General features: G+C 36.2%; 2 protein-coding genes. Both read right to left on the bottom strand.

Going from position 1 to position 792, the window contains the following annotated elements:
- Positions 1-338 (bottom strand): HEPN domain-containing protein (locus FOT98_RS31415; RefSeq protein ID WP_144291266.1); only part of this gene is annotated, 338 nt, incomplete at its 3' end.
- On the bottom strand, positions 325-711 hold the full coding sequence (locus tag FOT98_RS31410; RefSeq protein WP_000282354.1) for a nucleotidyltransferase domain-containing protein: 387 nt from the start codon (positions 709-711) through the stop codon (positions 325-327). The genes FOT98_RS31415 and FOT98_RS31410, both read right to left, overlap by 14 nt.
- Positions 712-792: the final 81 nt, after the last annotated feature.

The raw sequence follows: 792 nt of genomic DNA, 5'->3' as shown, positions 1-792 counted from the left end.
TGTATAGCGATTAATCCATCTTGAACAGTAAGTGCTTCAAAATACGGATAACGAATGTCTGTAGCATAACCATTTAGCTGCACGCACTGTTCTAAAATCAATGAGAATTCCTCATCTAATTTCCGACACGATTTGTGCAGCACTAAAAGGTTATGAGTTTTTGGGACTGTTCTACCGTTTAGTGCAAGAAATCCTTTTAGAAGTTTTTCCACACATTGTTGACTATGATAACAAATAATTGCAGTAGGGAAAGGTTTCATGTGAGTTAAGTAACTAGCAGAATCTAAATCAGATTTTGCAATGAATACCCACTCTTTTAGATCCTCAATATTTTTCATATAGGACCGTCCCTTCTAGTGCAATCTTATGTTCCATAGTTACATTACGGCTAGCACGTTCTTGAAACTCTTCTGGCCCATACACTAAAATATCAACTGGCGTTTCCATTACATCGTAAATCCCCCAATTGATACGATTAATGACTTCCCTTTTTCTTTCTCCTACACCTTCCACAACAATACAGAGATCAAAATCACTGTCTTCATTTGGTGTGCCATATGCATGAGAACCAAAAAGGATGATTTTTTGGACAGAAGACACAGTTTCACAAATCTTTTGCACCAATAGGTCCAATTCCCTTTGTACCTCTTCGTTAATCCGAATCACCCCTCGGATAATGTAATTAAATTGACGCTTAAGTATATTATACATACGTTTCCCTTCTCCTTGCTATTACATATTTATTTTTATATTTTTCTCTTGTTTCCCAACGTTCTGCAATGCTTGATAACA

Origin of the sequence: Bacillus sp. HY001 (assembly GCF_007558965.1) — a bacterium.
GTDB lineage: Bacteria > Bacillota > Bacilli > Bacillales > Bacillaceae_G > Bacillus_A > Bacillus_A mobilis.
This window is presented reverse-complemented; position numbering and strand designations above follow the sequence as displayed.